Source organism: Sphingomonas yunnanensis (assembly GCF_019898765.1).
In the GTDB taxonomy this organism is placed as follows: domain Bacteria; phylum Pseudomonadota; class Alphaproteobacteria; order Sphingomonadales; family Sphingomonadaceae; genus Sphingomonas; species Sphingomonas yunnanensis.
Genome location: NZ_JAIOKB010000006.1, coordinates 196,701 through 219,438, shown reverse-complemented (window position 1 = coordinate 219,438; position 22,738 = coordinate 196,701). Strand labels below are relative to the sequence as shown.

At 71.2% G+C, this 22,738-nt stretch carries 18 protein-coding genes; 8 read left to right on the top strand and 10 right to left on the bottom strand.

What is annotated here, in order from left to right; genetic code table 11:
* Window positions 1-106 precede the first annotated feature (106 nt).
* The 3 genes from K7957_RS16440 to K7957_RS16430 all read left to right on the top strand — a co-directional run bounded on the left by K7957_RS16440 (window position 107) and on the right by K7957_RS16430 (window position 2,771).
* Window positions 107-1,435 carry a metal-dependent hydrolase family protein gene (locus tag K7957_RS16440; protein ID WP_223013323.1) on the top strand — a complete coding sequence of 443 codons (1,329 nt, stop codon included), beginning with the start codon at window positions 107-109 and terminating at the stop codon, window positions 1,433-1,435.
* 439 nt (window positions 1,436-1,874) lie between these two features.
* A complete protein-coding gene (locus K7957_RS16435) occupies window positions 1,875-2,141 on the top strand; it encodes a DUF2312 domain-containing protein (protein ID WP_132909494.1) in 267 nt (88 codons plus the stop codon).
* A gap of 99 nt (window positions 2,142-2,240) precedes the next feature.
* A complete protein-coding gene (locus K7957_RS16430; RefSeq protein WP_223013322.1) occupies window positions 2,241-2,771 on the top strand; it encodes a PilZ domain-containing protein in 531 nt (176 codons plus the stop codon).
* A gap of 173 nt (window positions 2,772-2,944) precedes the next feature.
* Here K7957_RS16430 and K7957_RS16425 read toward each other — a convergent pair whose 3' ends face one another.
* From K7957_RS16425 to K7957_RS16405, 5 genes are all read right to left on the bottom strand, one after another.
* Window positions 2,945-4,657 (bottom strand): long-chain-fatty-acid--CoA ligase, encoded by a 1,713-nt coding sequence (locus K7957_RS16425; protein ID WP_223013320.1) that lies wholly within the window; start codon window positions 4,655-4,657, stop codon window positions 2,945-2,947.
* Window positions 4,658-4,697: 40 nt separating this feature from the next.
* Entirely contained in the window at window positions 4,698-4,913 is a 216-nt protein-coding gene (locus K7957_RS16420) for a hypothetical protein (protein ID WP_223013318.1), read from the bottom strand.
* A gap of 444 nt (window positions 4,914-5,357) precedes the next feature.
* Window positions 5,358-7,022, bottom strand: coding sequence for a GGDEF domain-containing protein (locus K7957_RS16415; protein ID WP_223013316.1), 1,665 nt, complete (start codon window positions 7,020-7,022; stop codon window positions 5,358-5,360).
* Window positions 7,023-7,354: 332 nt separating this feature from the next.
* Window positions 7,355-9,682, bottom strand: a complete 2,328-nt coding sequence (clpA, locus tag K7957_RS16410; protein ID WP_223013314.1) for an ATP-dependent Clp protease ATP-binding subunit ClpA — start codon at window positions 9,680-9,682, stop codon at window positions 7,355-7,357.
* Between the two features lie 129 nt (window positions 9,683-9,811).
* The gene (locus tag K7957_RS16405) at window positions 9,812-10,009 is read right to left on the bottom strand and encodes a DUF1192 family protein (protein WP_223013312.1); all 198 of its coding nucleotides are present in this window, start codon (window positions 10,007-10,009) and stop codon (window positions 9,812-9,814) included.
* Window positions 10,010-10,139: 130 nt separating this feature from the next.
* Here K7957_RS16405 and K7957_RS16400 point away from each other — a divergent pair, with 130 nt between their 5' ends.
* Window positions 10,140-11,141: an NAD(P)H-quinone oxidoreductase gene (locus K7957_RS16400; protein ID WP_223013310.1), complete on the top strand. Its 1,002-nt coding sequence runs from the start codon at window positions 10,140-10,142 to the stop codon at window positions 11,139-11,141.
* 161 nt (window positions 11,142-11,302) lie between these two features.
* Here K7957_RS16400 and K7957_RS16395 read toward each other — a convergent pair whose 3' ends face one another.
* Window positions 11,303-12,610, bottom strand: coding sequence for an MFS transporter (locus tag K7957_RS16395; protein ID WP_223013308.1), 1,308 nt, complete (start codon window positions 12,608-12,610; stop codon window positions 11,303-11,305).
* Window positions 12,611-12,703: 93 nt separating this feature from the next.
* Entirely contained in the window at window positions 12,704-14,206 is a 1,503-nt protein-coding gene (locus K7957_RS16390; protein ID WP_223013306.1) for an alginate export family protein, read from the bottom strand.
* Between the two features lie 182 nt (window positions 14,207-14,388).
* Between K7957_RS16390 and K7957_RS16385 the strand changes: the two genes are divergently transcribed.
* Genes K7957_RS16385 through K7957_RS16375 form a run of 3 tightly spaced genes read left to right on the top strand, consistent with a single transcriptional unit; the run spans window position 14,389 to window position 18,411 of the window.
* Window positions 14,389-16,140, top strand: coding sequence for a sensor histidine kinase (locus K7957_RS16385; RefSeq protein WP_223013304.1), 1,752 nt, complete (start codon window positions 14,389-14,391; stop codon window positions 16,138-16,140).
* Window positions 16,137-17,444: a sigma-54-dependent transcriptional regulator gene (locus K7957_RS16380; protein WP_223013302.1), complete on the top strand. Its 1,308-nt coding sequence runs from the start codon at window positions 16,137-16,139 to the stop codon at window positions 17,442-17,444. The genes K7957_RS16385 and K7957_RS16380 overlap by 4 nt, the downstream gene beginning before the upstream one ends.
* Window positions 17,445-17,454: 10 nt before the next feature.
* Window positions 17,455-18,411 carry a M48 family metallopeptidase gene (locus tag K7957_RS16375; protein ID WP_223013300.1) on the top strand — a complete coding sequence of 319 codons (957 nt, stop codon included), beginning with the start codon at window positions 17,455-17,457 and terminating at the stop codon, window positions 18,409-18,411.
* Between the two features lie 204 nt (window positions 18,412-18,615).
* On the opposite strand, the gene murA is transcribed toward K7957_RS16375, so the two are convergent.
* Window positions 18,616-19,899, bottom strand: coding sequence for a UDP-N-acetylglucosamine 1-carboxyvinyltransferase (murA, locus tag K7957_RS16370; protein ID WP_223013297.1), 1,284 nt, complete (start codon window positions 19,897-19,899; stop codon window positions 18,616-18,618).
* 138 nt (window positions 19,900-20,037) lie between these two features.
* On the opposite strand from murA, the gene K7957_RS16365 reads away from it, so the two are divergent.
* Window positions 20,038-20,778, top strand: a complete 741-nt coding sequence (locus K7957_RS16365; protein WP_343228438.1) for a Crp/Fnr family transcriptional regulator — start codon at window positions 20,038-20,040, stop codon at window positions 20,776-20,778.
* A 211-nt stretch (window positions 20,779-20,989) separates the two neighbouring features.
* On the opposite strand, the gene pgmG is transcribed toward K7957_RS16365, so the two are convergent.
* Together pgmG and K7957_RS16355 are read right to left on the bottom strand one after the other, a co-directional pair.
* The gene (gene pgmG / locus K7957_RS16360; RefSeq protein ID WP_223013295.1) at window positions 20,990-22,366 is read right to left on the bottom strand and encodes a phosphoglucomutase/phosphomannomutase PgmG; all 1,377 of its coding nucleotides are present in this window, start codon (window positions 22,364-22,366) and stop codon (window positions 20,990-20,992) included.
* A gap of 13 nt (window positions 22,367-22,379) precedes the next feature.
* The gene (locus K7957_RS16355) at window positions 22,380-22,640 is read right to left on the bottom strand and encodes a J domain-containing protein (protein ID WP_223013293.1); all 261 of its coding nucleotides are present in this window, start codon (window positions 22,638-22,640) and stop codon (window positions 22,380-22,382) included.
* Between the last annotated feature and the right edge of the window lie 98 nt (window positions 22,641-22,738).

Below are 22,738 nucleotides of genomic sequence, written 5' to 3'. Positions count from 1 at the left end.
AGCATGACCAGTCAGGCGCGGAGCAAGCGTCGCCTTACTCCCTCACATCATCCCGTGACGAACGCCTCGCGCCCGCCTAGCCTCCCCCGAAACAACAGGGGGCAACATGCTGAGAACACTCGCCGTCACAATCGCGCTCGCGCTCGCCGCCGGTGCCAGCGCGCAACAGCCGGCGGAGCCCGCGGCGTCCGCCACGCCCGTGCCCGCGCTGATCTACGTCCACGCCGGCCAGCTGCTCGACCGCCCCGGCGAGCGCCCGCGCGGCCCCAGCACCGTGATCGTGCGCGACGGCGTGATCGCCGAGGTGCGCGACGGACTCGTCCCGCCCCCAGCCGGTGCGCGCCTGGTCGACCTATCGCGTGAGTTCGTCCTGCCCGGGCTGATCGACATGCACGTCCACCTCTGGGGCATCGGCGGCGACCCGCTGCGCGAGCGGCTCACCCGGCTCAACACCGACTCGGCCGACGACCTGATGACGGCGGTGGTCAACGCACGGCGCACGCTGGAGGCGGGTTTCACGACCGTCCGCGACCTCGGCGGCGACCCGCGCGGCATCCGCGCGCTGCGCGACGCGGTCGAGCGCGGCGACGTCGCGGGGCCGATGATCGTCAACGCCGGGTCGATGATCTCGGTCACCGGCGGGCACGGTGACGGCGGCAACGGCCTCGCCGAGGAATGGGCCGAGGCGGTCCACGCTCATCAGATCAACGTCTGCGACGGGCCGGACGACTGCCGCCGCGCGGTGCGCGCGCAGGTCGGGCTGGGCGCGCAGGTGATCAAGTTCGCCGCGACCGGGGGCGTGCTGTCGAACGTCGCGGGCGGGCTCGGCCGCGCCATGACGCCCGAGGAGATGCGCGCCATCGTCGAGACCGCGCACGCGCTCGGCCGCAAGGCCACCGCGCACAGCCACGCCGCCGAGGGCACCAGAGCGGCGCTGGAGGCGGGCGTCGACTCGGTCGAGCACGCCACCTACCTCGACGACGAGACCATTCGCCTGTTCAAGACCAGGGGCGCCTATCTGGTGCCGACCGAGATCGCCCCGCTGGCCGCGCTGGCGCAGGCGCGCGCGGGCGCGCTGCCGCCCGCCACCATCCCCAAGGCCGAGGCGGCCGCGGCGGCGCTCCACGCCAATCACAAGAAGGCTTGGGCGGCGGGGGTGAAGTTCGCCTTCGGCACCGACAGCGGCGTGTCGCGCCACGGCGACAACGCCACCGAGTTCGCGCATCTGGTCGACCTCGGGATGACCCCGGCGCAGGCGATCCGCAGCGCCACCGTCGCGGCGGCCGACCTGCTCGGTCGCGACGACCTGGGCGTGATCGCACCGGGCAAGCGCGCCGACCTGATCGCGGTCACCGGCTCGCCGCTCGACGACGTGCGGCGGCTGGAAGCAGTGGATTTCGTCATGCATCGCGGTGTGGTGGCGAAGGGCGGATGAGCGGAGAGTAAGACCCCGCACCGTTGATCCGTGCTCCGGCGGACGCTGAGCCCAGGGTCGCGGACGGTGTCGCTTGTGACTCTGGACTCCTGCGTGCGCAGGAGCACGCTGATCCTTCGAGGCAGACGGATCATTCCCCGGGCCGTTCGTGCTGAGGAGGCGCTGAGCCTGCCGAAGGGCCGTCTCGAAGCACCTGATGCCGGCGACGGTGGCGGCGCTTCGAGACGCGGCTTCGACGAGCTCAGCCGCTCCTCAGCGCGAACGGCGAGCAGGAGCCGATGGGAGCACGCCCACTGCGTCCTCACCGCCACACTTGAGCCGGCGCGCGCGCGCGGATAGACGCGCCCCCTCACCCGATCAGGGGCGAACCTCGCCGTCCGCCGCAGTGCGATTCGCCTGCGCCCGCGGGCGGCGTCATCTTTTCGAGGAATACAGCGACATGGCGGAAGAGCGTGGCGAAGGCATGGGCGGCGGCGCGGTCGCGGCGGACGAGCTGCGGCTGCTGATCGAGCGCGCCGAGCGGCTCGAGGAAGAGAAGAAGGGCATCGCCGACGACATCAAGGACGTCTTCGCCGAGGCGAAAAGCCGCGGCTATGACGCCAAGGCGATCCGCCAGATCATGAAGATCCGCAAGCAGAAGCGCGAGGAATATCAGGAGGAGCAGTCGATCCTCGAGGTGTACATGCAGGCGCTCGGCATGCTCTGATCGCCGAAACGGGTCATCGTCGCTGTCGCGTTAACGGCTTCTTCGCGCCGCCGGTGGCATAGCCGCCGTCTGGTTCAGCGATGAGGGAATGCGACGACGGTGCTCGCGGCGCTACAATCTGGCCTTCGCCCGCGCGAGGAGCGGATCACGGTCCTGATCCCGTCGCGGATGCGGCTGGGGGCGAAGTGGGTCGACGTCGTCATCCACAACGTCTCGTCGCGCGGGCTGATGGGCGGCTGCGACGGGCCGCCCCAGCCGGGCAGCTATATCGAGATCCGCCGCGGCACGATCGTGATCGTCGGCCGCGTGCAATGGGCCAGGGGCCGCTTCTTCGGCATCAAGTCGCAGGAGCGGCTCTCGGTCAAGGCGCTGGTCGACGAGCCGCGGCTCGCCAGCCGGCCGCAGCCGAAGCCCGAGCAGGACGCGGGCGAGCGCCGCGCCGAGCGCCGCCTCGCGCACGAGGCGCAGATGGCGCGCAAGGTGGAGCGCTCGCGCGCCTTCGCCTCGGCGTTCCAGTTCATCGTGATGGCGCTGGTGGGCGTGACCCTCGCGGTGATCGCGGCGCAGGGCGTCTACGGCCTGCTCTCGCGCCCGGCCGACGCGATCGGCGCGGCGCTCGAGGGGAAATAAGGGCGCGAGCTCGGGCCTTCCCGCGCGGAGCAGTGCGGGGGGCGTTCTCGCCGGACGATCGCGTGCAGACGTCGGCAGCGGCACCGGCGCTGGCCTCCCACTTGCGTCATCCTGAACTCGTTGCAGGATGACGGCGGCGGGCCGTAGACAATCGTCTCGAGGGCGCGCTCGCCTCAGCTCGGCGTGATCGGCGGCGACTCCATCTCGGCGCGGATCTCCGCCATTAGGTCTTTGCGGCTGAGCTTGCCGATCATCGTCTTGGGCAGCGCGGCGCGCACCACCACACGGTCGACCCGCTCGTGCTTGCCCAGCTGGGGGTTGAGCCAGTCGCGCAGCGCGGCGCCGTCGACCGCGCCCGCCTCCTCGGTCAGGGTGACATAGGCGCGCGGCACTTCCCCGCGATAGGTATCGGCCATGCCGATCACCAGCGCCTCGCGCACCGCGGGGTGGTGATAGAGGATCGCCTCGATCTGGCTCGGGAAGACCTTGAACCCGCCGACCGAGATCATGTCCTTGAGCCGGTCGACGATGGCGATGAAGCCGTCCGAGTCGATCGTGCCGACGTCGCCGGTGCGCAGCCAGCGCCGCCCCTGCGAGTCGAGCGCGAAGGTGGTCGCGTCAGCGTCGGGGCGGTTCCAATAGCCCGCCATGATCTGCGGCCCGAGTGCGACGATCTCGCCGGGCTCCCCGGGCGCCGCCTCGCGCGCGGCATCCTCCTTGTCGACCAGCCGGATGCGGGTCGACGGCAGCGGCTGACCGATCGTGCCTGGCTTCTGCGGCGGATCATAGGGATTGGTGGTGAGCACGCCGGTGCTCTCCGACAGGCCATAGCCCTCCACGAGGGGCGAGCCGGTGACCGCCTCCCAGCGCGCCTTGAGCTCGGCGTTGAGCGGCGCGCCGCCCGAGATGCAGACGCGCAGGCTGGTGAGGTCGGTCTTGGCCAGTGCCGGATGGTCGAGCAGCGCCTGGTACATGGTCGGGACGCCCGGCAGCGAGGTCGGCCGCGTCCGCGCGATCGCCGCCAGCGCCTGCCCCGCGTCGAAGCGCGGCAGCAGCACCATCTCCCCGCCGGTGACGATCGTTCGGTTCATCACGCAGGTGTTGGCGAAGACGTGGAACAGCGGCAGCACGCCGAGGATGCGGTCGGTCTGGTCCTTGTGCGGGTCGAGGCAGGCGACCTGGCGCGCGTTGGCCGCGACATTGGCATGGGTCAGCATCGCCCCCTTGGGCACGCCGGTCGTGCCGCCGGTGTACTGGATCAGCGCGACGTCGCGCTCGGGCGCGATCGCCGCGGCAGGGTGCGCGCCATCGTTGGCGATCAGCTGCGAGAAGGTGAGCACGCGCGGGTCGGCCGGTCGCGGCGCCACCTCGCGGCGCTTGAGCAGGCGATAGGCGACCGACTTGACGGGCGGCAGCACGCCCGCGACCGAGCCGACCACCAGCCGCTCGAGCCCGCTCCTGTCGAGCACCGCCAGCGCGTTGGGCAGCAATGCGGTGGCGGACAGCGTGAACAGCAGCCGCGTGCCCGAGTCCTCGACCTGGTGGCAGAGCTCGTCGACGCTGTAGAGCGGCGAGAAGTTGACGACGGTGCAGCCGAGCCGCAGCGCACCGTGGTAGGCGGCGAGGTAATGCGGCGTGTTGGGCAGGAACAGCCCGATCCGATCGCCCTTGCCATAGCCGAGCGCGGCGAGGCCGGTGGCGACGCGCCGCACGCCGTCGGCGAGCTCGTCGTAGCTATAATGCCGGCCGAGGAAGTCGATCGCGCGACGTTGGCCATGCTGGCGTACCGAATCCTCGAACAGGTCGATCAGCGACCGCGGCGAGAAGCCGGTGGCCCAGGGCACCGGGTGGCGGTAGGCGTCCTGCCAGGCGTGCTCGTCCGTCATTGACATCGCTGTAAGCAACCGCGCCGCCAGCGACAAGCGGTCAGCGTACCAGATATTCTCCGAGCAGGACGACCGCGGCGGCGAGCGGGCGCAGCGCCGGGGCGACGTCGGCGGAGACGCGCGGCAGATGCGCCCCGTCGGCGTGGATCGTGAGGGTGCCGATCATCGGCGTCTCGCGCTGCGCCATGGCGAGCAGCAGCAGCGCCAGCGCGCCGATCACGGCGCGGCGACGGCGAAGGTCTGGCGGCTGGGTCATGGCGGCGCTCTCCGTTGGGTTCCGAACCTTACCGCGGCTGTGCCGAGACGGGAAGCGGGGGTGTAAGGAAGTGCTGGACGCCGGTGCGGCGGGCGAGACGTCGGGCTACCCGGAGCCGACTCCCTGACTTCTTCATCGAGCTTCCATCCCCATCCCCGCTCGTCGTAGCGGGACAGCCTCTGCCGCAGCTACGCTCGTCGTCGACCGCGCGCACCGCCCATCCGGTCATCCCTGCGCAGGCAGGGATCCAGACACGCGAAGCGGTGTGCAGGAGCCGAACCGCCGGCGCGTATGGATCCCGCCTCTGCGGGGATGACGGTGGGAGGGTGAGACGGCCGCTCCTTCGAGACGTCTGCCGGACCAGGCGTCCTGCTCGCGCTGGTCAGGCGCCGGCCACCCAGGCCGCATCGCCGTGGACCAGCGCGAGCCCTTTCCGACTGCCCACTACGCCGCCGCGGCCCAGCGCACACGGTCGCGACCCGCCGTCTTGGCGGCGTAGAGCGCGTCGTCGGCGCGGCGGTAGAGCCGCTTCCACTCCGCCTCGGTCGCGATCGGGCCGCGCTCGCTGCCGAGCGATGCCGTGACGGCGAGGTCGAACGGCATCCGAGCCGCGCGCACCGCGCTCAGGATCTGGTCGGGCAGATCGTCGTGGCCAGCGCCGGTCAGAACCGCGAACTCCTCTCCGCCGACACGCGCGACCAGCGCGTCGTCGGGCACCACCGCCAGCAGCGCGCGCGCGAAGACGCGCAGCACCTCGTCGCCGCCGTCATGGCCGAGCGTGTCGTTGACCTGCTTGAAATGGTCGATGTCGATCAGCACGAGCAGCTGCGGCTCGGCGCGCCCGATCGCCTCGCGCAGGAAGCTGCGGCGGTTCATCAGCCCGGTCAACGGGTCGCTGTCGGCGAGCAGGCGCGCCAGCATCTCCTGCTCGCGCGCGGCGTCGCGCTCCTCCACCACCAGCTTGATCCGCCACGCGATCACCAGCGCGCTGCAGGAGGCCTCCAGCGCCATCGCCAGCAGGGTCGAATTGTCGATGAAGAAGTTCCAGCGCACCAGTCCGGCCGCCTGTCCGATCCGCAGCCCGGCGAAGATGAAGGGCGTGCCCCAGGCCAGCATGAACACGCGCGCGTGCGGCGTGTCGGCGCGCCAGCCGCGCCACAGCAGCGGCAGCGCCAGCGCGGCCACCGCCGCGAAGCTGGCGGTCAGCGCGGCATCGAGCCAGTGCGACGCCCAGGGCATCAGCGTGCAGTAGAGCGTCGCCGTCACCAGCACCGCGCCGACCGAGCAGGTCGCGGCTCGCCCGACCCAGCCGGCGAACACGCGCGGATGGAAGAAGCGCCGCGCGAACAGGATCGCGAAGGTGAGCGCCAGCGACAGCAGCGCGGTGTTGAGCCGCAGCCGCAGGTTGTTGTCCATGCCGGTGAGCTGGCCGAGCAGGCCCGAGGAGCTGACACCATAGACCAGCAGGCACAGCACCATCGCGCAATAGGGCGGGTGGAAGCGCTGGCGCAGCGCGGCGCCGAGCGCGAGATTGGACATCAGCAGCGCCACGCACAGGCCTGCGAAAGCGGCGTAGAAGGCGGCCATCGCCACCTCCATGCGGGTCGACTGCGCGGGCGTGACGGCGCGCGGGTCGATGACGATGCCGCGGGTCACCGGCGCGCCGCGGATATGCCACAGCAGTGCGACCGGCGGTGCGCCGTGGGGCGGCAGCGGCAGCTCGAACACCGCGCCCAGCTTGAGTCGCTGCCAAGCGCTGGCGCTGGTGAACCCGGTCGAGCGCACTGCGCCGTCGGCGTAGCGGACGTGGAGCGTCGCTGCCTCCTGCCAGACGCTCGCGGAGCGGATCAGCGCGTCGCGCGGGAGCGCGGGCAGGCGCGGCGCGAGCACCCAGTAATCGCCGGGACCGGCGCTCCGCTGCTCGCTCGTGCAGTCGAAGCCGCGCGGGTCGGCGAACACCGCGGCGGCGCGCTCGTCGGGGGGCGCGCGGCGGAAACAGGTGGCGAGCGGCGTCCCCGCCAGCGCCGCCGCCGGGCTCGCGACCGCGACCCAGGCAGCGAGCAGCGCGAGCGCGCGCGCGATCCAGCGAATGACGTTGCCCGCGTCCATGGCACAGGGCCTAACAGGGCGATGCCGAAGGGAAGGTTAACGGCGCGATCAGACGTCGGGCCGCGACCGATGGGTGAGAATTATGATCTCGGTTCCCGGCGTGCAGCCACGATCGATCATGTCACCTCACCGACGCCCTATCGCGATGAGAAGCGCTGCCGTTTCCTCCCGCAGACGCTGTACCCCGGCGAAGGCCGGGCCCAGTCGGGAAAGGATGGTGGATCTCACCACGGCTTTCCAACCTGGGTCCGGCCTCCGCCGGGGTACAGTGTCGCCTCCGGGCGCCGCTTCGCTGCCGCCGACGCGGCAGCCCGAAGCGCCCGCGCGTCGCGTCAGCCCGCCTCGACCGGCGCGGCCTTGCCGCCCTTCTTCTTGCCCGGCTTCCTCGGCGCGGCGGGCTCGATCGCGAAGGAGAGCGCACCCTCCTTCAGCCGCACCGTGACCTCGCCGCCGTGGACCAGCTTGCCGAACAGCAGCTCCTCGGCGAGCGGCTGCTTGATCTTCTCCTGGATCAGGCGGCCCATCGGGCGCGCGCCGTACAGTCTGTCATAGCCCTTGTCGGTGAGCCACTTCTTGGCCTCGTCGTCGAGCTTGATGTGGACCTCGCGGTCGGCCAGCTGGAGCTCCAGCTGGAGGATGAACTTGTCCACCACGCGCGCCACCACCTCGGGCGGGAGATAGCCGAACGGCACGATCGCATCGAGACGGTTGCGGAACTCGGGCGTGAACATCTTCTGCACCGCCTGCTCGTCCTCGCCCTCGCGGGTCAGATTGCCGAAGCCGACCGTCTCGCGCGCCATGTCCGCCGCACCCGCGTTGGTCGTCATGATCAGGATGACGTTGCGGAAGTCGACGGTCTTGCCGTGCTGGTCGGTCAGCCGCCCGTTGTCCATCACCTGCAACAGGATGTTGAACAGGTCCGGGTGCGCCTTCTCGATCTCGTCGAGCAGGAGCACGCAGTGCGGGTTCTGGTCGACCGCGTCGGTCAGCAGTCCGCCCTGGTCGAAGCCGACATAGCCCGGGGGGGCACCGATCAGCCGGCTGACCGAGTGACGCTCCATATATTCGCTCATGTCGAAACGCTGGAGCGGGATGCCCATGATCGTCGCGAGTTGCTTGGCTACCTCGGTCTTGCCGACGCCGGTCGGGCCGGTGAAGAGATAGTTGCCGATCGGCTTCTCCGGCTCGCGCAGCCCCGCGCGCGCCAGCTTGATCGCCGAGGACAGTTTCTCGATCGCGGCGTTCTGGCCGAACACCACGCGCTTCAGATCAGTCTCGAGCGTCTCGAGCTGCTTCTTGTCGTCGGTCGACACGCTCTTCGGCGGGATCCGCGCCATGGTCGCGATGACCTGCTCGATCTCCTTGGTCGTGATCGTCTTCTTGCGCTTCGACGGCGGCACCAGCATCTGCATCGCGCCGACCTCGTCGATCACGTCGATCGCCTTGTCGGGCAGCTTGCGGTCGTTGATGTAGCGCGCGCTGAGCTCCACCGCCGACTTGATCGCGTCAGGCGTGTATTTGACCGAGTGATGCTCCTCGAACGCCGAGCGCAGTCCGGCGAGGATCTTGATCGTGTCCTCGATCGAGGGCTCGTTGACGTCGATCTTCTGAAAGCGCCGCAGCAGCGCGCGATCCTTCTCGAAGTGGTTGCGGAACTCCTTGTAGGTCGTCGAGCCGATGCAGCGGATCGTGCCGCCCGACAGCGCCGGCTTGAGCAGGTTGGACGCATCCATCGCGCCGCCGCTGGTCGCGCCAGCGCCGATCACGGTATGGATCTCGTCGATGAAGAGCACCGCGTCGGGCAGCTTCTCCAGCTCGTTCACCACAGCCTTGAGCCGCTCCTCGAAGTCGCCGCGGTAGCGCGTGCCCGCGAGCAGCGCGCCCATGTCGAGCGAGTAGATCACGGCGGGCTTGAGCACCTCGGGCACGTCGCCCTCGACGATCTTGCGCGCCAGTCCCTCCGCGATCGCGGTCTTGCCGACGCCGGGATCGCCGACATACAGCGGGTTGTTCTTGGAGCGCCGGCACAGGATCTGCACGGTGCGGTCCACCTCGGCCATGCGGCCGATCAGCGGGTCGACCTTGCCGACCTTCGCCTTCTCGTTGAGGTCGACGGTGAATTGCTTGAGCGCGCTCTCGCCCTTCTTGCCCGACGTGTCCGCCTTCTCCTTCTTCTCCTCCTCGGCCGCGCCCTTCACGCTGGTGGCCTCGGGGGTGGCGGCGCCCTTGCCGACGCCGTGGCTGATGAAGCTGACCGCGTCGAGGCGGCTCATGTCCTGCTGCTGCAGGAAATAGACCGCGTAGCTCTCACGCTCGGAGAACAGCGCGACCAGCACGTTGGCACCGGTCACCTCGTCGCGGCCCGACGACTGGACGTGCAGGATCGCGCGCTGGACGACGCGCTGGAAGCCCGAGGTGGGCGAGGGATCGGTCGTGGCATCGACGCGCAGCGCGCCGAGCTCGGTGTCGAGATAATGTGCGACCGTGGTCTTGAGCTCGCCCAGGTCGACGCCGCACGCGGACATCACCTGGCTGGCGTGCTCGTCGTCGATCAGCGCGAGCAGCAGATGCTCGAGCGTGGCATATTCGTGGCGGCGCGAGGAAGCGGCCTCGAGCGCCTTGTGCAGCGTGGTCTCGAGAGCGCTGGCGAATGAGGGCATCAGATTACTCCTAGCAGGCCGCGTGAGGACACGCGGCCCATCGTCACGAATGTCGTGATTGAGTGGCCCCGCATCAAGCGCTGGCCTCCGCACCGGGAGCGATCGTTCGCCAGCCCAGTGCGCCAGCGTTCATCGCTTGAATAGCGCGTCCGCGCTTGCAAGATGGTTAACGGCACCATCTATTTTGCGTCGGATCCGCGCGATCTCGCCGTCCAGCGCGGCGGCGCGCGCCTCCAGCTCGGCGACGGAGAGCCGGTCGAGATCCTCGCGCAGCAGCAGGGCGAGCGGATCGTCGCGCTGCGGGCCGAGGATGTCGTCTAGGTCCATGGCGCGATGCTCCTCCTGCGGCGACGCCGAGTCAAGCCGCGGCGAACCCCGGGACGGGCGCGCGCGTTGACGCCCGCGTCGCGCCGGCCATAAGGCGGGAAGACGCCAGAATGAAAGGGTTGCCCGAGCGATGACCGACCTGCCCGAGGTGATGCTGGCGATCGATCCCGCACAGGCCGGCGGGCCGGAGGTGCTCGAACCCGTGGAGCGCGCGGTGCCGCGGCCGGGCGCGGGCGAGCTGCTGGTGCGAGTCGCCGCCGCGGGGGTCAACCGGCCCGACGTGCTGCAGCGCCAGGGCAACTACCCCCCGCCCCCCGGTGCGCCGAGCACGTTAGGGCTGGAGTTGGCGGGCGAGGTGGTGGCGCTCGGCGAGGGGGCGGAGCCGGCGCTGCTGGGGCAGCCGGTGTGCGCGCTCGTCGCGGGGGGCGCCTATGCCGAGTACGCGGTGGTGCCCGCCGGCCAGGTGCTGCCCGTGCCCGAGGCGCTGTCGCTGATCGAGGCGGCGGCGCTGCCCGAGACGCTCTACACGGTGTGGACCAATCTGTTCGAGCGCGCCTTCGCGATGGAGGGCGACACCGTGCTGGTCCACGGCGGCACCAGCGGCATCGGCACGATGGCGATCACGCTCGCCAATCTGTTCGGGCTGGAGATCATCGTCACGGTCGGGTCGGATGAGAAAGCCGCGGCGGCGAAGCGGCTCGGCGCGGATCATGCGATCAACTATCGCACTGAGGATTTCGTCGAGCGCGTGCGCGATATCACCGCTGGGCAGGGCTGCGCGGCAGTGCTCGACATGGTCGGCGGCGACTATGTCTCGCGCAACCTCCAATGCCTCGCCGAGGACGGCCGCCATGTCTCGATCGCCGTGCAGCGCGGCGCGAGCGCGACGGTGCCGCTGTTCGAGATCATGCGGCGTCGGCTGACGCTGACGGGCTCGACGCTGCGCGCGCGCGACGCCGGCTTCAAGGCACTGGTCACCGACGAGATCGCGCGGACGGTCTGGCCCTTCGCCGCCGCGGGCAAGCTCAGGCCTGTGATGGATCGCAGCTTCCCGCTGGCGCAGGCGGGCGAGGCGCACCGGCGGATGGAGAGCGGCGACCATGTCGGCAAGATCGTGCTGACGATGGGGTGAGTCGTCTCTCAAGTCCTCCCCCCGTGGCGGGAGGGGGACCATGCGCAGCATGGTGGAGGGGGGCTTCCCCATACGAGCCGGTGCGTTCGTGGAGAGCCCCCTCCACCACTCGCCTCCGGCGAGCAGTCCCCCTCCCCGTGCCGGGGAGGACTGGTACACCCTCAATCCTCCGCGATCAGGCTGGATTTCCCGGTGTCGCGCATGCGCAGGTAGACCAGCAGCGACACGCCGATCATCACCGTGACGTACCAGTAGAAGCCCTCCTCCCAGCCGTTCTGCTTGAAGCTCAGCGCGACATATTCCGCGGTGCCGCCGAAGATCGTGTTCGCCAACGCATAGGGCAGCGCCACGCCCAGCGCGCGGATGTGCGCCGGGAAGAGCTCGGCCTTTACCACCGCGTTGATCGAGGTATAGCCGGTCACGATCACCAGCGCCGCCATCACCAGCAGCCCCGCCGTCGTCGCGTCGCGCGTGTGCTCCAAGGCGGTGAAGATCGGATAGGTGAACAGCACCCCCGCCACGCCGAACGCGACCATCAGCGGCTTGCGCCCGATCCGGTCGGACAGCCCGCCCGCGACCGGCTGGAGCAGCATGAAGGCGAACAGCGTCACCGCGTTGATCTGGGTCGCGATCTCCTTGGAGAAGCCCGAGGTGTTGACCAGGAACTTCTGCATGTAGATCGAGTAAGCGTAGAAGGCGAGCGTGCCCCCGGCGGTGAGCAGCATCACCAGCGCGGTCTCGCGCGGGTGGTGGCGCAGCAGCATGCCGAAGCCCGATTTGGGCGCGTCGCTCGCCTTGGCCTTCTCGAAGCTCCGCGTCTCCGCCAGCCCGCGGCGCAGCCAGAACACCACCAGCGCCAGCACCGCGCCGATCGCGAAGGGGATGCGCCAGCCCCAACTGGTCAGCGCCTGCTCGCTCATCACCGATTGCAGCACCACCAGCAGCAGAATCGCGAGCAGCTGCCCCGAGATCAGCGTGACATATTGAAAGGACGAGAAGAAGCCGCGCCGCTCCTTGCCCGCCATCTCGGACAGATAGGTCGCGCTGGCGCCATATTCGCCGCCCACCGACAGGCCCTGCATCAGTCGCGCGAGCACCAGCAGCGCGGGCGCGCCATAACCGATCGTCTCGATCCCGGGAGAGCAGGCGATGATCAGCGAGCCGGTGCACATCAGCGTCACCGACAGCGTCAGCCCCGCCTTCCGCCCGCGGCGATCGGCGTAGATGCCCATGATCCACGCCCCGATCGGCCGCATCACGAAGCCGACCGCGAACACCGCCGCCGCGCTCAGCAGCTGCGCCGTGGGATCGTTCTTGGGGAAAAAGTGGCCGACGAAGTAGAGCGTGAAGGCGGAATAGACGTACCAGTCGAACCACTCGACGAGGTTGCCGGTGGATCCGCCGATGATCGACTTGAGCCGACCCGCGACGGGGGCGGCACGTGGGGCGGTGGGCGGCGCGACGGCCATGGCGTCTCTCCTCATCGTGTTTGTTCTATCGCGCGATCGGTGCTGGCACGATCGATCCTCGCTGCATGGCGGGGAGGATGTTCGGCCTTTCCATCAGAACCGCAGGCTCAGCCACGCCGCGAGGAAGTCCGAGCTCTTATACCCCGCCCGCGTCAGCGCGTCCTTGGCGATCAGATGCTCGTAGCGGCCGGTGACGCTCACCCGCGGCGTCACCGCCCAGATCGCCTGGAGCCGGATCAGGTCGGCGATGCGATTGCCCGCCACGTTCTGTGTGCCCGCGAAGGCGGCGCCCGAGGCGCGGTACACCGCGTCCTTCTCGGTCGCGCGCCACGCCATCGTGTACTCGCCCGTCACACGCAGCGGCTTGACCGGGCTGAACGACACGTTGGGCGAGACCGACATCAGGTTGGTCGGCGTCAGGAACAGCTGGTAGCTGAAGTAGATGTTGTTGCCGTAGAGCCCGCTCGCGGTGCGCAGCGTGCCGCCGTCATAGGCGCCCCCGCCGCTGGCATAGTCGAGGTGGACGCCGACCCGCGGCGCGCTCGCCGCCTTGCCGAGCCGATAGGTCTGCGCCACGAACGCCTGCCAGGCGCTGATCCGGCGGTCGTCGAACTCGCCGCCCTGATGATTGACCGTCCAGTCGACCGTCACCGGTCCGGCGTCGCCGTAGAGGTGGAGGCCGTAGAACATCCGCTCCTCGCGCGCGACCGTGCCGTTCCAGCTCGCCGCACGGTTGCGCAGCCGCCAGACGAAGGGATCGAAGAACAGCTTGGAGCCGCCGAGGAAATCGCTCGGTACCGCATAGCCGAAGGTGACGCCGCTGAAGCGCCGCGCGCCGTCGGTGCGGTCGTCGCTCAGCCCCTGCTGGCCGTAGGCGACGTAGCGCAGGTCGAACACGTCGGCGCGCACGCGTTTGCCGCGCGCATAGGCGCGGACGCCGTCGAGCACGAAGTGGAGCGTGGGATCGTCGCGCACCGAGGTGAGCAGGTTGGGGCCGTCCGAGAACTCCTGCCGCCCCGCGCGCACCCCCACGCTGGCGCCGGCGAGCGTGCCATAGACCTCACCGAAGCCCTGCGACAGCGTCAGCGCGTTGCGCAGATTGCCCGCGGGGGTGCCGATGTTGACGCCGTCGACGCGCGCCTTGGCGAGCTCACCGTAGACGCGGACATGCTCGCCGAGGTGGAGGTCGGCGCCGGCATAGACGCGCAGCCGCTCCTGCCGCTGCGCCTCGCGGTCGCGCAGGTCGGGGTTGGTGGTGGCCTGGACGCGGTAGCGGATCTCGCCCGAGAGCGAGAGATAGACCGAGCCGTCCGCCGTCAACGAGAGGTATTTGAGCCGATCGAGTGGATCGTCGCGCTTGTCCGGGTCGGCCATCGCGCGCCAGTCCTCGGCCCAGCGCGACACGTTGTACTTGCCCTGTGCGGTCCCCTCGCCGATCCCGGCGGTGGGATATTCGGACGCGATCGGCGTGGCCGGCGCGGCCTTGCCCCCGCCCGCCGAAGCGGCCGCCGGCGCGCCGGCCTGGGCGCCCGCCGACGCCGTGACCAGCAGCATGGGGGTGAGCAACGCGCTCGACAGGATAGAAACTCGTCTCATGACCTCTCCATGGGCAGGCGGCTCGACCCGGCAAGGCGGCGGCCGTCGCTCTCACCGCCATCCTATGCCGTCGCATTCGAACGGGCGAAAACACGCTCATCCTAGGAATTCCGCGGCCCATGGCAGGTCGGGACGCGGGTTTCCGCATGGCCTCCCTGGCCCGTATGCGATATCCCGCACGCGTGTCCCTGCCGCGTCGCCCCGGTCTGCTGCTCGCCGCGCTCGCGGTCGTGCTGCTCGGCGCGCTCTTCTATGTCGCGGCCGCGCAGGTGGCGCGACAGCGCGCGCTCGACCGCGTCGGCGACGAGGCGCTGCGCACCGCGCGACAGCAGGCGCGGCTAATCGATAGCGAGCTCGCCAAATTCCGCCTGCTGCCGATCGTGCTGAGCGAATATGGCGACCTGCGCGACGCGCTGGTGCAGGGCGCCGCCTCGCGCGCGGCGACGCGGCTCGACGACAAGCTCGCCTCGCTCGCGCGGCGCACCGGCGCGCCAGTGATCTACGCGATCGACTCGCGCGGCCTCACCGTCTCCGCGTCCAACGCCGCCGGCGCGCAGAGCTTCGTCGGCCACGACTACCGCTTCCGCCCCTATTTCCAGCAGGCGATGCGCGACGGCGCGGCGGAGCACTTCGCGCTCGGCAACGTCAGCGGGCGGCCCGGGCTGTTCATGGCGCGGCGGATCGACGGCGCCGCGGAGCCGCTCGGCGTCGTGGTGGTGAAGGTCGAGTTCGACGCGATCACGCGCGCCTGGGCCAATGATCCCGGCGAGACCCTGCTCGCCGACGAGCGCGGCATCGTGCTCGCCGCGACCGACCCGCGCGCCGCGCTCCACGTGCTAGCGCCGCTGCCGCCCGCGACGCTCGCCGCGATCCGCCGCACCGGCCAGTTCCTCGACCGCCCGCTCGCGCCGACCGGGTATCGCCTCGCCGGCAGCGACGCCACCGCGCCCGATGGCGCGCCGCTGCGCCTCACCGCGGTGCCCGCGGCACATGCGGGCTGGCGGCTGCTTCATCTCGTGCCGGTGTCGCGCGCGCTGCGCGACGCCGCCAACCTCGCCCGGCTCACCACCGCCACCGCGGTGCTGCTGCTGGCGCTGCTCGCCGCTCTGCTGCTGTGGCGCACCAGTCGGATCGCGCGCGCCGCCGCCGACCGCGCCGAGCTGGAGCAGGCGGTGGCGGCGCGCACCGCCGAGCTCAGCGCCGCCATGGCGCGGCGCGAGGACGCCGACCGCCGCTTCCGCGCCGCGCGGGAGGAGCTGGCGCAGGCCAACCGGCTCGCCTCGCTCGGCTCGATCACCGCGGGGCTGGCGCATGAGATCAACCAGCCGGTGGCGACGATCCGCACGCTCGCCGAGAACGCGCGCCACCATCTCGCGCAGCAGCGCACCGAGCGGGTCGCCGCCAGCCTCGACAGCGCGGTCGCGCTGACCGAGCGGATCGGCACGATCACGCAGGAGATGCGCCGCTTCGCCCGCCGCGGCAGCGGCACCGCCGGGCCGATCGCGCTCGACGACGTGATCGACGGCACGCGGCTGCTGGTCGGCGACCGGCTCCGCGCCGCGCGCGTCGCGCTCGACTGGCCCCCGCCGGGGCAGCCGAGCGTCTTCGCCGGGCGCGTGCGACTGGAGCAGGTGCTGGTCAACCTGATCAACAACGCGGTCGACGCGCTCGCCGGGCGGGCCGACCCGCGCGTGGCGCTCACCGTGGCGACGAGGGAGGAGTGGGTGGAGCTGACCGTGGCGGACAACGGGCCGGGGATCGACCCGGCGCTCGGCGACGAGGTCTTCAGCCCCTTCGTCACGGGGCGCCCCGACGGGCTCGGGCTGGGGCTCGGCATCGCGCGCGACATCATCGCGCAGTTCGACGGCGCGCTGCGGATCGTCCCCTCCCCGCTCGGCGGCGCGGCGTTCCGCGCGACGGTGCGACGCGCATGAGCGAGCCGCCGCTCCGCGTCGTGCTGATCGACGACGACGAGGGCCTGCGCACCGCGCTCGCCGACAGCTTCGCCATCGCCGGCCTCGAGGTCGAACCATATGGCGACGCCCGCGCCGCGCTGGCGCGGCTCGACGCCGACTTCCGCGGCATCGTCGTCAGCGACCTGCGCATGCCGCGGATGGACGGCCACGCGCTGTTCGAGGCAGTGGCGGCGCGCGACCCAGAGCTGCCGGTGATCCTGATGACCGGGCACGGCGATATCGCGATGGCGGTCGCGGCGCTCAAGCAGGGCGCGTTCGACTTCATCGCCAAGCCCTTCGCCGCCGACCACCTGATCGCCAGCGCACGCCGCGCGCTCGAGATGCGCCGCCTGGTGCTGGAGAATCGCCGGCTGCGCGTCGCCGCGGCGGAGGCCGAGTCCCACTACCCGCTGATCGGCGAGACTCCCGCGATGGTGCGGCTGCGCGACACGATCCGGCAGCTCGCCGACGTCGACGTCGACGTGCTGGTCGAGGGCGAGACCGGCACCGGCAAGGAACTAGTCGCGCTGCTGCTGCACCGCTGGAGTCATCGCCGCGCGCGCCAATTCGTCGCGGTCGACTGCGCCGCGCTGCCCGACGCGGTGGCGGACGAGGCGCTGTTCGGCAGCCGCGCCCAGCCCGGCCGCGTCGCCGACGCGGACCGGGGCACGCTCTTCCTCGACGAGATCGACAGCATGTCGCCCGCGCTCCAGGGCAAGCTGCTGCGCGTGGTCGAGGAGCGCGAGCTGCCCCAGCCCGGCGGCGCGCCGCGCGTCGTCAACCTTCGCGTGGTCGCCGCGGCCAAGACCGATCTCGCCGCCGCGGTGGCCGAGGGGCGCTTCCGCGCCGACCTGCTCTATCGCCTCGAGACGGTGCGGCTGCGCATCCCGCCGCTGCGCGAGCGCCGCGCCGACGTGCCGCTGCTATTCGCCTATTTCCTCGGCGAGGCGGCGGAGCGGTTCGGCCGCGAGCGGCCCAACATCGATCCCGCGGTGGAGGCGCGGCTCGTCGCCGACGACTGGACCGGGAACGTCCGCGAGCTGCGCAACTACGCCACGCGCGTCGTGCTCGGGGTGGCGGAGGGGGCGCCGAGCGCGGCCGACCAGCTGCCGCTCGCCGAGCGGGTCGACCGCTTCGAGGCGGCGACGATCCGCGCCGCGCTCGACCGCGTCCGCGGCGACGTCGCCGCGGCCGCCGCCGAGCTTCAGCTGCCGCGCCGTAGCCTCTATGACAGACTACAGCGCCACGGCATCGAGCCCGCGGCGTTCCGCCAGCGCGAGTGATCCTGCCCCGATGCGTCTCCTGTTCCTGTTCGCCTCGCTTCTCCCCGCCGCGCTGCTCGCCGCCGCTCCCGCCGCGGCCGAGCCGACCTTGCTCGAGGTCGACCAGCGGCTCGCCGCGATCGCGTGGCGGCTGACGACGGCCAACGCGACGCTGTGCCGCGACCAGCAGCCGGTGATCGGCGCCGCGCTCCACGCCGCCGACCAATATCCGCCCGCGCTGCGCGCCGCCTTCGCGGCGCCGGTCGCGGTCGAGCTGGTGGTGCCGGGCGCCCCCGCCGCGGCCGCGGGGGTGGCGGCGGACGACGGGCTGCTCGCGGTCGACGGCGCCGCCGTCGCGGCTCCTGCGGGCGGCGACTCGACGACGAGCGTGACCCGCGACGCGGCGCAGGCGCTGATCGCGTCGCACTCGCCGGCCGCGCCGCTCGCGCTGACGCTGCGCCGCGCCGGTGCCGAGCGGTCGGTGACCGTGCAGCCGCGCGCGGGCTGCCGCGTGGAGTTCGAGGTGCTCGCGGGCAACAAGCTGGGCGCCTCGTCGGACGGGCGCGTGGTGCAGGTCGGCGGGCGCTTGTTCGAGCTGTTCGGCGACGATCAGGTGGCGGTGGTGGTCGCGCACGAGCTGGCGCACGCGATCCTGCGCCACCGCGCGCGGCTGGAGGCGGCCGGGGTCACATGGGGGATGTTCGCCGAACTGGGTCGCAATGGCCGGCTGTTCCGCCAGACCGAGACCGAGGCCGACCTGCTCGGCGCCTATCTGCTGCGCAACGCCGGTTGGGACCCGCAGCTGGCGGTGCGCTTCTGGCGCGAGGAGGGCGGCAAGATCGACGGCGGCTTCTTCCGCAGCCGCACCCACCCTTCCGCCAAGGCGCGCGCCGACGCGATCGCGGCGGAGTTGGCGGCGATGCCGGCGGATGCGCCGCGGCCCTATGCCCCGCCGCTGCTGGCGAAGCGCGATACGCCGCTGGGGTGAGGCGCGACACGAGGAGGTGCCTCGCTGCCTCGCTGCCTCCCGCCTCCCCACTGCCGTCATCCCGGACCAAGTCCGGGATCCACTCATCCGCGAGAGCGACGGCTTCTAAGTATGCGGCACCGTGGATTCCGGACCAAGTCCGGGATGACGGCGGGGTAAGATAATGTGGGCGTGAAACTCAGGTGAGACGGGCGCGGCGCGCCGTCACCCCCCTGAGTCGCGTTCGATATCGGCCCCCACCGCCGACAGCTTCTCCTCCAGCCGCTCATAGCCGCGGTCGAGGTGGTACACCCGCGCCACGCTGGTCTCGCCCTCGGCGACCAGCCCGGCGATGATCAGGCTCATCGAGGCGCGCAGGTCGGTCGCCATCACCGGCGCGCCGACCAGGCGATCGACCCCCTTCACCACCGCGGTGCGGCCGTGCACCTGGATGTCCGCGCCCATCCGCGCCAGCTCGGGCACGTGCATGTAGCGGTTCTCGAAGATCGTCTCGGTCAGCACGCTGGCGCCGTCCGCCTTGCACAGCATCGCCATGAACTGCGCCTGCATGTCGGTGGCGAAGCCGGGATAGGGCGCGGTGGAGAGCGTCAGCGGCGCCAGCTTGCCGTCGCTGCTCACCACGATCGAATCGCGCCGCTCCTCGACACCCACGCCGGCGGCGCGCAGCGCCTCCAGCGTCGCACCCATGTCGCCGGCGCTGACGTTGGCCAGCTCCACCGTGCCGCCCGCCACCGCCGCGGCACAGGCGTAGCTGCCCGCCTCGATCCGGTCGGGCATCACGCCATAGGTTGCGCCGTGCAGCTCGGCGACGCCCTCGATCTCGAGCGTCTCGGTGCCGATCCCCTCGATCCGCGCGCCCATCGCGACGAGGCAGCGGCACAGGTCGACGATCTCGGGCTCGCGCGCGGCATTCTCGATCCGGCTGCTGCCCCTGGCGGTCACCGCCGCCATCAGCACGTTCTCGGTGGCGCCCACCGACACGATCGGGAAGGTGTAGCGTCCGCCCCCCAGCCGGCCGCCGGGCGCGGTTGCCGTGACGTAACCGGCCGACATCTCCAGCTCGGCGCCGATCGCCTGGAGCGCCTTGAGGTGGAGGTCGATCGGGCGGTTGCCGATGGCGCAACCGCCCGGCAGGGACACGCGCGCCTGACCCGCGCGCGCCAGGATCGGGCCGAGCACCAGGATCGAGGCGCGCATCTTGCGCACGATGTCGTAGGGGGCCTCGGTCGAGGTGAGCTGGCCGGCGCGGATGGTCATCACGCGCCCGAAATCCTCCGGCCGGCTGCCCTCGATCGTGGTCGAGGCGCCGAGCTGGTTGAGCAGATGGCCGAAGCCGTCGACGTCGGCGAGCCGCGGCAGGTTGCGCAGCGTCACGGGCTCGTCGGTGAGCAGGGCGCAGGGCATCAGCGTGAGCGCGGCGTTCTTGGCGCCGGAGATGGGAAGACGACCGTTCAGGCGGTTACCGCCGCGGATGAGAATGCGATCCATCGCGCCGCTCTATCGAAGCCCCGCCCGGTCGCCAAGGATGAGCGAACATGGTGAGGGCCGCATGGGCTTGATCGGTTTTAATGCACGTTCGTCGATCTCCTGCGTAACGAACAAACAGATCAAGGGGATAATTTTCGGGTGCCATCGCGTAGCCTCGCCGATCGGATCGGCGACATGATCATCCTCACCGCACCCGAGCGTGCGGCCCTCGACCATCTGGGCGAGCGCGAGCGCACCGTTCGCAAGGGCATGACGCTGGTGCGCGAGAATGAACGCTCTACCGAGCTGTTCGCGCTGAAGAGCGGGATGCTGATCGCCTATGTCCTGCTGGACGACGGCAGCCGGCAGATCCTGCGCTTCATCTTCCCGGGCGACCTCACCGGCATGGCGGTGATCGCCTTCGGCAGGGCACCGCACGCGCTGCTCGCGCTGGCGGACAGCGTGGCGGTGCCGATCGACCGCACGCAGGTGGTCGACATCGTCTTCCGCTTCCCGCGCGTCGCGCTCGCGCTCGCCGCGCTCGAGCAGGTCGAGCGCGCGACGCTGACCGATCGTCTCGCCGGATTGGGTCGCATGCCGGCGCGCGGGCGTGTCGCCGCGGTGCTGCTCGACCTGCGCGACCGCATCCGTCGCCAGGACGACAGCACCGGCGACAGTTTCGCCCTGGGCCTGACGCAGGAGGAGATCGGCGACGCCACCGGGCTCACCGCCGTGCATGTCAACCGCATGCTTCGCCAGCTCGAGGAACAGGGACTGATCGCGCGCTCGGGCGGCCGGGTGACACTGCTCGACGAGGCGCGGCTGATACGCAGCGCCAATCACGTCGACCGGCTCGCGGCGGTCGACCTGAGCTGGCTACCGGGGCCGATCGAGGGATAGCCAACAGGGGCGCGCGCGCTTGCGTGATGGCTCTCCTTCGTCGAGAATGGTCATCCCGGCCCTGAGCCGGGATCCATGGTCCCGCGAGAACCACCGCTAAGGCGTTCGCGGCACGATGGATCCGGGGTCACGCTCGGGATGACGGGCGAACTGGCAACGATCGCGTCCGCCGGGAGCGAGCCGCACAGCGCCCGACCGCAGCGCATGCTCGCTACCGTCGCACCCCGCTCGCCGCCAGCTCCGCGTCGATCGCCGCCACCAGCCGCGCCAATCCCGCCGCGTCACGCGCCTCGGCGCGCAGCGTCAGAGCGGCCTGGGTGTTCGAGGCCCGCAGCAGCCACCAGCCGTCATCGACCGACACGCGCACGCCGTCGGTGCGATCGACGCGCGCGCCGGTGGCGTCGAGCCGCGCCGCCACCTCGGCCACCACCGCGAGCTTGCGTGCTTCCTGCACCGGCACGCGCCACTCGGGCGAGGTGCAGCGCGGCGGTAGCGCGGCGCGCATCGCCGCGAGCGACTCTCCCGAGCGCCGCACCGTCCGGATCAGCCGCACCGCCGCGTAGAGCGCGTCGTCGAAGCCATAGTAACCGTGGGCGAAGAAGATATGGCCCGACAGCTCGCCCGCGAGCGGGGCGCCCACCTCCTTCATCTTCGACTTCATCTCGCTGTGTCCGGTGCGCCACATCAGCGCTCGCCCGCCCAGTGCCGCGATTCGATCGAACAGCGCGTCGCTCGACTTGACGTCGGCGACGATGGTCGCGCCGGGCAGCTCCTCGAGCAGCGGCGCGGCGAGCAGCGCGAGGATCTCGTCGCCCCACAGCACGCGCCCGTCGGCGTCGACCGCGCCGATACGGTCGCCGTCGCCGTCGAACGCCAGGCCCAGGTCGAGCCGCTCGCGCGCGACCAGCGCCTGGAGGTCAGCGAGATTGGCCTCGATCGTCGGGTCGGGATGATGGTTCGGGAAGCGCCCGTCGATGTCGCAGTACAGCAGGTGGTGCTCGCCCGGCAGAAGCGCGGTCAGCGCGCGCACCACCTCTCCGGCGGCGCCATTGCCCGCGTCCCAGCCGACGCGGAGCGGCCGCCCCTCCCCGCGCTCCGGGTCGCCCGCGAGCAGCCGCTCGACATAATCGGCGCGAACGTCGCGCTCGGTGACGGCGCCCTGCCCGCTCGTCCAATCCCCCGCCGCGGCGAGCCGCGCGAGGTCGGTGATGTCGTTCCCGAAGAAGCTGTCGCCGCGGAGCACCAGCTTGAAGCCATTGTCATCGCGTGGGTTGTGGCTCCCGGTCACCTGCACACCGCCGTCGACCCCGAGCGTCGCGGCGGCGTAATAGAGCATCGGCGACGGCCCGAGCCCGACACGCACCACGTCGACCCCGCCCTCGCCCAGCCCTCGCACCAGCGCCGCCTCGAGCGCGGGCGAGTGGGTGCGCCCGTCAAAGCCGACCGCGACGCTCGTCCCGCCGGCGCGTCGCAGCCGAGTCGCGAAGCTGCGTCCGACCGCATAGGCGTCCGCCTCGGACAGGTTGGAGCCGACGGTGCCGCGCACGTCATATTCGCGCAGGATGACGGGATCGAAGCGATGGCTCATGCCGGCGATCCGGTCAGTCGCGGCGCAGCCGCGCGAGCAGCGCGTCGCGCGCGGCATTGGCCTGGCGCGCGCGCTCGGGCGAGCCGCCGCGATCGGGGTGGATCTCCGAGATGAGGCGGCGGTGCGCGGCGCGGATCGCCGCCTCGTCCGCGTCATACGTGACGCCGAGCAGCGCGCGCGCGTCGGCGAGCGGCGAGCGCTGCCGCTTGGGCGCGGGGCGGAGGAAGCGCCAGACCGCGTAGACGATCGCGAGGAGGAGGAGCCATTTCAGCATGAGCAGTGATCGACGCTGGCGAGTGTCCGATCCAAGCGGCCGAGCGCGGCGACCGACGATGATCCTGTCCCGCCCCCTCGGCCAGCGTCATCCTGAAC

What these genes read in the sequence shown, in the direction of transcription:
- K7957_RS16405 (WP_223013312.1), bottom strand. Translation starts at nt 10,009, where the DNA reads ATGGACCTAGACGACATCCTCGGCCCGCAGCGCGACGATCCGCTCGCC.
- K7957_RS16395 (WP_223013308.1), bottom strand. Translation starts at nt 12,610, where the DNA reads ATGGCCGTCGCGCCGCCCACCGCCCCACGTGCCGCCCCCGTCGCGGGT.
- K7957_RS16390 (WP_223013306.1), bottom strand. Translation starts at nt 14,206, where the DNA reads ATGAGACGAGTTTCTATCCTGTCGAGCGCGTTGCTCACCCCCATGCTG.
- K7957_RS16355 (WP_223013293.1), bottom strand. Translation starts at nt 22,640, where the DNA reads ATGCTGAAATGGCTCCTCCTCCTCGCGATCGTCTACGCGGTCTGGCGC.
- K7957_RS16420 (WP_223013318.1), bottom strand. Translation starts at nt 4,913, where the DNA reads ATGACCCAGCCGCCAGACCTTCGCCGTCGCCGCGCCGTGATCGGCGCG.
- K7957_RS16415 (WP_223013316.1), bottom strand. Translation starts at nt 7,022, where the DNA reads ATGGACGCGGGCAACGTCATTCGCTGGATCGCGCGCGCGCTCGCGCTG.
- K7957_RS16375 (WP_223013300.1), top strand. Translation starts at nt 17,455, where the DNA reads ATGCGTCTCCTGTTCCTGTTCGCCTCGCTTCTCCCCGCCGCGCTGCTC.
- pgmG (WP_223013295.1), bottom strand. Translation starts at nt 22,366, where the DNA reads ATGAGCCATCGCTTCGATCCCGTCATCCTGCGCGAATATGACGTGCGC.
- K7957_RS16400 (WP_223013310.1), top strand. Translation starts at nt 10,140, where the DNA reads ATGACCGACCTGCCCGAGGTGATGCTGGCGATCGATCCCGCACAGGCC.
- K7957_RS16435 (WP_132909494.1), top strand. Translation starts at nt 1,875, where the DNA reads ATGGCGGAAGAGCGTGGCGAAGGCATGGGCGGCGGCGCGGTCGCGGCG.
- clpA (WP_223013314.1), bottom strand. Translation starts at nt 9,682, where the DNA reads ATGCCCTCATTCGCCAGCGCTCTCGAGACCACGCTGCACAAGGCGCTC.
- murA (WP_223013297.1), bottom strand. Translation starts at nt 19,899, where the DNA reads ATGGATCGCATTCTCATCCGCGGCGGTAACCGCCTGAACGGTCGTCTT.
- K7957_RS16440 (WP_223013323.1), top strand. Translation starts at nt 107, where the DNA reads ATGCTGAGAACACTCGCCGTCACAATCGCGCTCGCGCTCGCCGCCGGT.
- K7957_RS16380 (WP_223013302.1), top strand. Translation starts at nt 16,137, where the DNA reads ATGAGCGAGCCGCCGCTCCGCGTCGTGCTGATCGACGACGACGAGGGC.
- K7957_RS16425 (WP_223013320.1), bottom strand. Translation starts at nt 4,657, where the DNA reads ATGACGGACGAGCACGCCTGGCAGGACGCCTACCGCCACCCGGTGCCC.